This is a genomic window from Aquicoccus porphyridii (genome assembly GCF_008369105.1).
In the GTDB taxonomy this organism is placed as follows: Bacteria; Pseudomonadota; Alphaproteobacteria; order Rhodobacterales; family Rhodobacteraceae; genus Aquicoccus; species Aquicoccus porphyridii.
This window is the reverse complement of the sequence record NZ_VINQ01000003.1, coordinates 373519-383732: the sequence shown is the minus strand read 5'-3', so window position 1 is coordinate 383732 and position 10214 is coordinate 373519. Positions and strand designations below refer to the sequence as shown.

Genomic DNA, 10214 nt, shown 5'->3' with positions numbered 1-10214 from the left:
GCTGGAAATGCCGCCCGACAGGAAATCGGCACGGTTGAACGTCTCCGGCGCGGGTGCCCCCGAGCCGCCACCGCTATCCGCCGCCATCACGCCAGCCCCCGCCAGACCAACACCCGCCGCCAGCGCACCAGCGTTGATCCCGCCGCCCACGGCCGCCATTGCGGCGACCTCGGTGACCAGCTCGGCCGCTGCGGCCGAAATCAATACCTCGCCCGAGGCGGCGACCGAAACGTCGCCAGCGCTGACCACGACGCTGCGCCCGTTTTCCAGCGTCAGTCGCGCCGTGCCGTCGTCGAGTACCTGGACATTGCTGACGCCGTCGACGCCCGCGGCCTCTACGAAGCCTTCTGTGCCGGTCTGCGCCTGCGCGACGAGCGGCAGCACCAGAAGCGAGCCGCCGACGGTGCCGGCGAGCTTTTTCTGTTGCCGCGCGATCCAGTCGCGAACGTAAGCCTTGCGATCGGTTGCGTTTGCCACCGTCTCGGGCGTTTCAATGTCATTGTTTACGGGATGCTGATTGCGAGAATAGAATGTCATGATAACCCCTCGAATTTAATTTTCGCCTTGGTTTCCCTTACACAATTTCACAAGTCGAGGAAGAAAAAAAGATGTATCTGCGTGTCCCGCTGCGCCTGCCTATGGCGCGGTTCCGGCTTTTCGGGCAGAGCGGCAACCGGCCTCAGCTCCGAGACCGGCAAACGGCTGACGATCGCGCCGCTGGCCTTGTCGATCGTTCACGGCAGTTTTCGGTCGCAAGGGTTCCCTGTTTTTCAAGGTTTTACGAGAAGCTTGCCGGTACTTTTCTGCTTGCGGTCATTCCCGTTATCTCCAAGTTATCACCAATTCGCGCCGCCATGCGGTGTTCCTTTCCCGGGCGCGCGCATGTCCGGCGTTTGGCCGCGGTCAGGGGCGTTATGTCAAAATGATACAGTGGTCCGATTGCAAAACCGCGCCGGTCATGAGATGTCATATGAAACAAGATACCGAAACAAGATGAAGACCGAACCGCATTCATTTTCCCCCATCAGAACGCTGAGGAAGGCCCGCACATGCCCGGCATGCGGCGCGGATGCGATTGGTTTTTCCAGCGACTATCCTTCGAATGTGAAGCCGTTTTCGAAGAAGACCTTGCTTTATTGCACCAGATGCGGATTGGGGCATGTGCCGGATTCCGCCCGGATGCTCGCCGATTATTACCGCGAGGATTATGCCAAGACCAACCGCAAAGATCGCAGCGTTGATCCCGAGACCTATTTCTCGGAGGCACATCGCGAAAGCTCGCGGGGGATGAAGCGCTATTTCAACCGCGCCCGGGCGCAAATCAACCGGCTCAAGAAACACAAGGGGCGATTCAACCGTGTGCTCGATTTTGGCAGCGGGCCTGGATATCTGCTGCATACCAGCCAGGCGGTCGAGCCGCATGCGTTTGAGCCCGACCTGGAAAGCAAGAAATACCTCGATTACATCGGTGCCCGGCAATATCAGGCGCTGAGCGAGATCCCGCAGAATTATTTCGACGTCATCGTTGCTTCGCATTCCATCGAACACCTGGTTGCTGAAGAGCTGATCGAGACACTGCGCCACCTGCTTGGCGCGTTGCGCGCGTCCGGGCTGATGCTGATCGAAGTACCGCAGGGCGGTCATTCCTACCTGCACCTGGGTGGCGTTCGACAGGACCCGCACACGCTGTTCTTTACTCCCCAGGCGCTGGTCGAGGCGGTCGAACGCGCCGGGGGCGACATCGTTTTTGCCGATGCCGTGGCCAAGCCCCTGATCCCGCGCAGGGATACGCCGATCTACACGCCGGTTGGATCGGATTTCAACAAGGCCAACCGTGGTGGACTCACCGTGATCTGCCGCCGCCCCCCGGACGGGGAATAAGCCCGGAACGATAGAGGCGCGGCCCCGAAAGCCGGTGGATCTGATCGCGGATGAATCGCCCTGTTGTCTTGCGTCCGCGGGGCGCACGCATGAAGCGAGATTTCGTTGATATTTTGGGGTTGACCCTATCCGACCATCTTTCTAGATAAGCCCCCTAGTGGGCCGTTAGCTCAGTTGGTAGAGCAACTGACTTTTAATCAGTGGGTCGCAGGTTCGAATCCTGCACGGCTCACCACTGAAATCAATGATTTACCGGAACGTGGTCGGCTTTGTCCATTCTGTGGGTAAGTGCAGGGCAGGCTTTTGGGCGCGCTTATTTCTGGGTTTCCATCACAGGTTGCCCCATGCCCATCGGCCGCGTGCTGGGCTGTGACGTATCGTTCTCCAAACCGGGCGCCGCCAGCACGCAGTCGGGGTTGCCAGCAAAAACCCGTTTGTGTAGCAATAATTGAAACCTGGAGGGAGAATATCCATGACACTCACGTTCCGCGGGTTGGCGGTTGCCAGCTCTCTTGTTGCTTTTGGCCTTCCGGCGCTTGCCCAGACCGAAGTGAAAATCGGCTACGCACTTGCGCCCGATAGCCATTACGGTGTGGCCGCCGAGACGTTCGAAGAGGTTGTTCTTGCCGAAACCGGTGATCAGTTCGCGTTCAAGCATTTTCCATCCTCCGGTCTTGGAGGAGAGCGGGAAGTGATTGAAGGACTTCAGATCGGCACCGTCGAGGCAACCATCGTTTCGTCGGGCACATTGGCGAATTTTGTCCCGGATACGGGCGTTTTCGACATCCCCTTCCTTTTCCGTGATCTTGCCCACGCGCGCGGCGTGCTGGACGGGCCCATCGGTCAGGACATCCTTGCCAAGTTCGACAATGTCGGGCTTCACGGGCTGGCCTGGGGAGAGCAGGGTTTCCGCCACATCACCAACAACCGCAACCCGATCAATACGCCTGCCGATGTCGAGGGACTGAAGATCCGCACGATGGAAAACCCCGTGCACCTGGCGGCTTTCAACGCGATGGGCGCCGCCCCGACCCCGATGGCGTGGCCCGAGGTTATCTCGTCGTTGCAACAGGGCGTGATCGACGGGCAGGAAAACCCGCTTTCGGTCATCGTATCGGTCAAGCTGAACGAGGTTCAGAAATACCTGACCCTGTCCGGTCATGTCTATTCGCCCGCGATGCTGCTGGTATCCAAGCCGTTCTGGGATGGGTTGGACGACGCGCAGAAGGCCGCCTTTGAGAAGGCCGCCGCAGAAGCGGTTGTCGCGATGCGGGGCTATGTCGACAACGTCGAGACCACCGGCGTTGAAACGCTCAAGGAGCGCGGCATGGAGGTGAACAACCTCTCGACCGATGAAAAGGCTGCATTCCAGAGCTCGATCGCGACCGCCTATGAAGGTTATTACGAAACCTATGGCAAGGAGCTGGTCGACTCGATCGTGAATTTCGAGTGACAATCTTTCGTCGGCGCCCGCGCGGCGCCGACTCCTTTTCCGGGGTTGCGCCTTGAAGCGGCTGGAAGACATCTTCGTTGCGCTGAATGGCTGGATGCTGATCCTGATGCTGTCGGCCATGGCCCTGATCGTCGGGGGGAACATCTCGTTCCGCTATCTGACGGCACATTCCTTTCCCTGGGCCGACGAGGCCGCGCGTTACCTGATGATCTGGCTCACCTTCACCGGTGCCGGGCTGATCCTGCGCCTGGGGGGGCATGTTGCCATCACCAATTTGCAGGATGCTCTGCCTGCGAAGGGGCAGATCGTGTTGCGCGCGGCGATCGTGATCGGCCTGCTTGTTTTCTTTGGATTCATGGTTCATGTCGGGCTGCAATATGCCCAGCGTATGCAGTACCAGGTGAGCCCGGCACTGCGCATCCCGTTTCTTTACGTCTATGCCGCGATGCCGGTGGGGTTTGGATTGCTCATCGTGCATTTGCTGTTGATCGCCCGGCCCTTTATCACCGCCGGCGCTTACAAGCGGCCCGATGAATCCGGCACCGAGGCTTCGGGTCCGCTGCCCGGGGGCGGCAATGGCTGAAATCCTGTTCCCGGCGCTTTTCATCCTGCTGGCCCTGGGTCTGCCCGTGGCCTTCGCCATGGCGATTGCCGTTTTCGTCGCGCTGATGCTTGGCTCCAGTTATCCCAATCTCGTCGTGGTGAAGGAGATGTTTGCCGGTCTCGACAGTTTCCCCCTGCTGGCCGTGCCATTCTTCATCCTCGCCTCCGAAATCATGACCGGCGGGGCGGTGACGCACGCGATTCTTCGGTTGGCGCAATCGCTCGTCGGGCATATGCGTGGCGGGCTTGGGCACGCCAACGTGGTCAGTTCCGCCATGTTCGCCGGCATTTCCGGCAGTGCCCTGGCCGATGCCGCCGGTCCCGGCACGATGATGATCCGGATGATGGAAAAAGGGGGCTATGACCGGGCCTACGCGGGGGGGCTTACGATCGCCAGTTCGGTTGTGGGTCCGATCATCCCGCCTTCGATTACTATGATCATCTATGCCATGCAGGACCAGGAAGTATCGGTGGGTTCGCTGTTCATGGCCGGTGTCTTGCCCGGCGTTCTGATCACTGGCTTTGTGCTGCTGGCCAACGGATATGTGAGCCGTCAGCGAAACTATGCTTCGGGCTCGCCGATGCCGCCCCTTGCCGAGATCGCGCGCATTGCCCTTTACGCCGTGCCTGCGCTGCTTTTGATCCTGTTGATCGTCGGCGGAATTCGTTTTGGTATCTTCACACCAACCGAGGCCTCGGTCATCGCGGTGTTCTACGCGCTTGCGATCGGCATGTTCGTCTACCGCTCACTGCGCCTTCGGGATCTGCCCGGCATCGTGCTGCGTGCGGCGCTTACATCCGGGGCGGTGCTGTTGATCCTCGGAGCGGCACGAGCCTTTGCCTGGGTGCTCATCATCGAAGGAATCCCGCAATTCCTGGCAGAAACGATCATCGGCTGGGATCTGTCACCTATCGTCTTCCTGCTGGCGGTGAATCTGCTGTTGATTGTGTTCGGTCTGTTCATGGACCCCCTGCCGGGGGTGATGATTCTCGTTCCGATCCTTGCGCCGATCAGCTTTGCGCTTGGCATCGACCCGAACCATTTTGCAATCGTGGTGATCGTGAACCTCACGCTCGGCCTGACCACGCCACCCGTTGGCAGCCTGATTTTTGTCGTCTCGTCCACGGTCGGGATGAAACCATCGACCCTGATCCGGGAAATGCCGCCCTTCTTCCTGGCGTTGGCGGTGGCATTGTTGCTCATCACCTTTGTGCCGAGCCTGTCAACCTGGCTGCCGAACGTAAGCGGGTTTTGAACCACGACATTACCAGTGCCCAGAGGCCAAATCGCGGCAAAAGTGGGGCCGTCCAACCGCATAGCAGATACAGGTTCCAATGCAGCAGCCCCGGTCAGGCCGTTGCGCCCAGACGATCCTTGATCCATCCAAGCAAGACCTCTTCTTCGCCGTGGTCCAGAACCTGGATGTTCAGAAGTTCCATCGCGCGGATGCCGTGGATTGCAAGAAACGTCAGTGTTGCCATTTGCGGGTCCGACGCATTGGCCCTTATCCGGGCCAGGAAATCCCTTTCATAGCGGCGGACCGGCGCCAGCATGTTGGGATCTTCGGCCAAGGCTGCGAGAAGCCCGGAGGGGGGTGGCTTGTCGCCCTGACGCTCGGATCGGAACTGCGCCATGTAGGCGCAGATGACAGAATCCGGTTCGCCGATGCGTTCTTCTGCGCTGATGGCGGCGTCGAAACGCACCAGATAATCCTCGACCAAGGCCTCCATAAGGCGGCTTTTCGACGGGAAATGATATAGCAATCCGCCTTTTGAAACCCCGGCCTTTGTTGCAACCGCGTCAAGTGACAGGTTGCCCGGCCCGGTGCATCGCGCCAAGGTCTGTGCTGCGTCAAGGATGCGGCGGCGCGTGTCGGACCTGGGTATGCGGTTCTTGGCTTGTCGTGAGATGGCAGAACCCTTGCATGGCATGTTGACGTTACCGTCCAGACGGTATAGCAACCGGTGTCGAAGATCAAGCAATGCCGTTGCGTGACGGTGCATGCCTCCGAGTGTCCGCGCTTTCCACGTCGTCGCGCAGGGGCCTTACATCGTCCTGTCGCATTCAGGGTGCAACGGGTCAGAATCAGGATTGAGTTCATGGTCAAACGTCTGGTGATTGCAGTCATCCTGTTGGCATTGGTCGGTGGCGGGCTGGTCGGCTTTAACGTGTTTCGCGATCGTATGATCGAGCAGGTGTTTGCCAACATGCCCGTGCAGCCGTTAACCGTGGAAACGGTCGTGGCGCAGCCGGTCACATGGCAGCCGGTGCTGAATGCAATCGGCACGGCCAATGCGAACCAGGGTGTGGAGCTGACGGTGGAATCCGCCGGTATATTGCGCGAGATCCTGTTTGAGCCGAACACACAGGTCGAAGAAGGGCAGCTTTTGATCCGGCTTGATAACGTGGTGCAACGTGCCGATCTGGAAGCCGCCCGCACACAGCTTGAGCTGGAGCGTGCGAACCTCGCCCGACAACAGGAACTTCAGAGCCGCGGCATCGCAACCAGCGCCATTCTGGAGGCGACGCAGGCGGCGTTCCGTGCCGCCGAGGCGCAGGTGGCGCGCGCCGAGGCCGTCGTCGAACAGCGCGAAGTGCGCGCGCCGTTCGAGGGCACCATCGGGTTGTTGCGGGTCGATCTGGGCCAGTATGTGCAGCCCGGCACGATCATTGCCACGTTGCAGGATTTGGGTACCATGCGGGTTGATTTCAGCCTGGCTGAGCAAAGCCTCCCAGACTTGTTCATCGGTCAGACCTTGCATCTGAGCAGTGATGACGCGCGACAAACATTCGAGGGACAGATCAGCGGTATTGATCCGCGTGTCGACCCGTCCAGTCGCCTGGTGGCGGTGCGCGGTACGGTGGAACAATCCGACGACAGCCTGACCCCGGGCCAGTTCGTGCGTCTTCGCCTCGATCTGCCGGAAGAGGAAGATGTGATCGCGTTGAATCAGACTGCGGTCGTCAGCAGTCTTTATGGTGATTTCGTCTATGTCGTGCGTCCGCGCGAGGATGATCCCGACGCGCTTGCCGTGCAGCAGGTGTTCGTGAAACCGGGCCGTCGTTCGAAYGGGATGATCGAAATCCGCGAAGGTATCTCAGCCGGTGACAGAGTGGTGACCAGCGGCCAGAATCGCCTGTCCAACAACGCGCCAGTAATTCTTGCCGATGCACAGGCCGATGACGAGGCGGAAGAATGAGCCTGTCTGACCTGTTCATCAAGCGGCCTGTCGCCTCGACTGTTCTGGGCCTGCTTATCATCCTGCTGGGCCTGCAAGGGATGTTCAACCTTCAGACTCGTCAATACCCCGAGGTGGACGAAACCGTGATCACGGTCACCACCGTCTATCCGGGCGCTTCGGCCGATCTGATTCAAGGGTTTGTCACTTCTCCCATCGCGGCGGCGGTGGCCACGTCCGAAGGCGTGGACTATGTTACCACCGTATCGCGGCCCTCGGCGTCGGTCGTGACCGTGCAGATGCGGCTGGGTGAGAACCCGGACACCGCCCTGACTGAGGTGATGTCCAAGGTCCAGCAGGTTCGTTCGCGCCTGCCACGGGACGCCGAAGATCCCAGCATCGTCAAGGGCACGGGGCAGACCTTTGCCACCATGTATCTGGGCGTGCAGAACCCGGCGATGACGCCCGAGCAGGTCACCGAATACATCGAACGGGTGATGGTGCCGCGCATGTCCACCATCGAGGGCGTGGCGGAATCCCAGGTTCTGGGCGGGGCAAGTTATGCCATGCGCGTTTGGGTCGATCCGGTCCGGTTGGCGGGTCAGGGGCTGACTGCATCCGACGTCACCGCGGCGATCAACGGGTCCAACTTTCTTGCGGCCCCCGGACGCACCCGCAACGAATTGGTCACCTACGCCATCACCATGGAATCCACCCTGCAGACGCCCGAGGAATTCGGGCTGCTGCCGATTTCGGGCAGCGGCGATGATCTGGTTCGCCTCCACGATGTGGCGCGGATCGAACTGGCCGCCGAAAGCACCGACACGATCGTGAATTTCAATGGTGAACCGGGAACCTTCATTGGTGTTTTCCCGACGCCTTCCGCCAACCCTCTGGACACTTCGGCCAACGTTCTGGCGGAACTGCCCGCGATTCAGGACAGCCTGCCCGAGGGCATGACAGTGACCCTGATGTACGATGCGACCGAGCAGATCGCGGCCTCGATCAACGAAGTGCTGCGCACCATCATCGAAGCGACACTGATCGTGGCCGTGATCATCCTGCTGTTCCTCGGCTCCATACGGTCGGTCATGATGCCGCTCGTCGCGATTCCTTTGTCGCTGGTGGGGGCTTTGTTCATCCTGTTCGTGATGGGCTATTCGATCAACCTCCTGACCCTGCTGGCGATGGTTCTGGCCATTGGCTTGGTGGTCGACGATGCGATCATCGTCGTTGAGAACGTGCAGCGCCATATCGACGACGGGCTCAGCCCGATGCAGGCCGCCTTCACCTCGATGCGCGAGCTTTCGACGGCGATCATCGCCATGATGCTGACACTGATCGCGGTGTTTCTGCCGCTGTTTTTCACCGGCGGGTTGACCGGCGCCTTGTTCCGCGAATTCGCGGTGACGCTGGCGGGGGCGGTGTTCATCTCGGGGATTGTGGCGCTGACCATTTCACCGATGATGGCGGCGCGGCTGCTGAAGAAGGGTGGGGAAAACCAGTTCCAGAAACGGCTCAACAGCGGCTTCACCCGGTTTGAAGGCTGGTATGAACGGCGACTGTCTTCATCGCTTGATTATCTGCCGGTAACGGTACTGATCGTCGTCGTGCTGATGGGGGTGACCGGGTATCTCTTTGTCAAGACGCCGTCAGAATTGGCACCGGAAGAAGATTCCGGCGCGCTGTTTTCATTCGTGAACGCCCCCAGCTATGCCACCAGTGACTATACCCAGCGCTATGTCGACCAGATGCGCGACCTGACCAAAGACCTGCCCGAGCTTGACGCCAATTTCTCGATCACCGGCTTTGGCGGGCAGACCAATTCCGCGATCATGCTCTGGGCCTTTGACGACTGGGCCGACCGCGACCGGACCCAGGCGGAAATCCAGGCCGATCTTCAGGCACGCCTAGCCCCGGTGGCCGGGTTGCAGGCCTTCGTCTTTGCACCACCGTCGTTGCCCGGCGCGGGGGGCGGTTTGCCGATTTCCTTCGTGCTGCAATCCACCGGCGACCCCTCGCAGGTCTATGAGGTGGCCGAGCAGATCCGGCAGGAGGCGCAGGCCTCGGGGCGTTTCATTGTCGTGCAGAATTCGCTCAATTTCGACACCACGCAACTGGTCATACACATCGACCGGGACCGTGCCGCGGCGCTGAATCTGCGTGCCAGCGAGATCGGAACGACGCTGGCCCTGCTGGTGGGCGAGGGATCGGTGTCGCAGTTCGACCGTGATAGCAACAGCTATGACGTGATCCTTCAGGCGCCGCAGGAATACCGCGACAACCCGGAAAGGTTGGGCGAGGTATACATACGTGCCACCACCGGGGACATGGTGCCGCTTTCGGCCGTGATCGAGGTGGAAACCCGCGCAGCGCCCGCCAGTATCGAACAATTCAACCAACTGAATTCGGCCACGATCACGGCGCTGCCGATTCCGGGGGTGTCCACGGGCGATGGCCTTGCCGCGATCGAGCGGATCGCTGCCCCGCTTCTGCCTGCGGGCTTCTTCGTTGACTACTCCGGGCAGTCGCGGTTGGAAAAATCCGAAGGCAGCACGATTGTCGTGGCTTTTGCGCTCGCCATCGTGGTGATCTATCTGGTGCTGGCGGCACAGTTCGAGAGTTTCCGCGACCCGCTGATCATCCTGATGTCGGTGCCGCTGTCGATTTTCGGGGTGGTTGTGCCGCTGAACCTCGGGCTTGGAACGTTGAACATCTATACCCAGGTGGGGCTGATCACGCTGATTGGGTTGATCACGAAGCATGGTATCCTGTTGGTGGAATTCGCCAATCAGTTGCGTCGTGAAAGGGGGCTCAGCCGCGCCGAAGGCATTGTCGCATCGGCCCGTCAGCGCCTGCGGCCCATCCTGATGACGACGGCAGCCACCGCTCTTGGTGTCGTCCCGCTCATGACGGCGGACGGTGCGGGGGCCGCGGCGCGATTCGCCATGGGGTTGGTGATTTTTGCGGGTATCACCGTGGGCACGCTTTTCACGTTGTTCGTGGTGCCCGCTTTCTACGCGATGATTTCACGGACAGAACTGGTCGTCGCTCCGGAGGAACCCGAACCGACGGCCCCGGCATCCTGAAGAATTTG

Annotated in this window: 7 protein-coding genes, 1 tRNA gene and 1 pseudogene; 7 read left to right on the top strand and 2 right to left on the bottom strand. The window is 60.3% G+C overall.

Annotated elements, in window-relative coordinates:
• Nucleotides 1-537: pseudogene (locus FLO80_RS07100) on the bottom strand (hypothetical protein); the annotation flags it as partial.
• A gap of 81 nt (nucleotides 538-618) precedes the next feature.
• Between FLO80_RS07100 and FLO80_RS07095 the strand changes: the two are divergent.
• From FLO80_RS07095 to FLO80_RS07075, 5 genes are all read left to right on the top strand, one after another.
• Nucleotides 619-1881 carry a class I SAM-dependent methyltransferase gene (locus tag FLO80_RS07095; protein WP_223145465.1) on the top strand — a complete coding sequence of 421 codons (1263 nt, stop codon included), beginning with the start codon at nucleotides 619-621 and terminating at the stop codon, nucleotides 1879-1881.
• 159 nt (nucleotides 1882-2040) lie between these two features.
• A tRNA-Lys gene (locus tag FLO80_RS07090) sits at nucleotides 2041-2116 on the top strand.
• A 237-nt stretch (nucleotides 2117-2353) separates the two neighbouring features.
• On the top strand, nucleotides 2354-3334 hold the full coding sequence (locus FLO80_RS07085; RefSeq protein ID WP_111363129.1) for a TRAP transporter substrate-binding protein: 981 nt from the start codon (nucleotides 2354-2356) through the stop codon (nucleotides 3332-3334).
• Between the two features lie 52 nt (nucleotides 3335-3386).
• A complete protein-coding gene (locus FLO80_RS07080; protein WP_111363126.1) occupies nucleotides 3387-3917 on the top strand; it encodes a TRAP transporter small permease in 531 nt (176 codons plus the stop codon).
• Nucleotides 3910-5193: a TRAP transporter large permease gene (locus tag FLO80_RS07075; RefSeq protein WP_111363123.1), complete on the top strand. Its 1284-nt coding sequence runs from the start codon at nucleotides 3910-3912 to the stop codon at nucleotides 5191-5193. The genes FLO80_RS07080 and FLO80_RS07075 overlap by 8 nt, the downstream gene beginning before the upstream one ends.
• Before the next feature lie 94 nt (nucleotides 5194-5287).
• Here the strand turns inward: FLO80_RS07075 and FLO80_RS07070 are convergent, their stop codons facing one another.
• On the bottom strand, nucleotides 5288-5869 hold the full coding sequence (locus FLO80_RS07070; protein ID WP_111363121.1) for a TetR/AcrR family transcriptional regulator: 582 nt from the start codon (nucleotides 5867-5869) through the stop codon (nucleotides 5288-5290).
• A gap of 168 nt (nucleotides 5870-6037) precedes the next feature.
• Between FLO80_RS07070 and FLO80_RS07065 the strand changes: the two genes are divergently transcribed.
• Complete coding sequence (locus FLO80_RS07065) at nucleotides 6038-7138, top strand: efflux RND transporter periplasmic adaptor subunit (RefSeq protein ID WP_111363119.1); 1101 nt, start codon at nucleotides 6038-6040, stop codon at nucleotides 7136-7138.
• A complete protein-coding gene (locus tag FLO80_RS07060; protein ID WP_111363116.1) occupies nucleotides 7135-10206 on the top strand; it encodes an efflux RND transporter permease subunit in 3072 nt (1023 codons plus the stop codon). The genes FLO80_RS07065 and FLO80_RS07060 overlap by 4 nt, the downstream gene beginning before the upstream one ends.
• The last annotated feature ends 8 nt before the right edge of the window (nucleotides 10207-10214 follow it).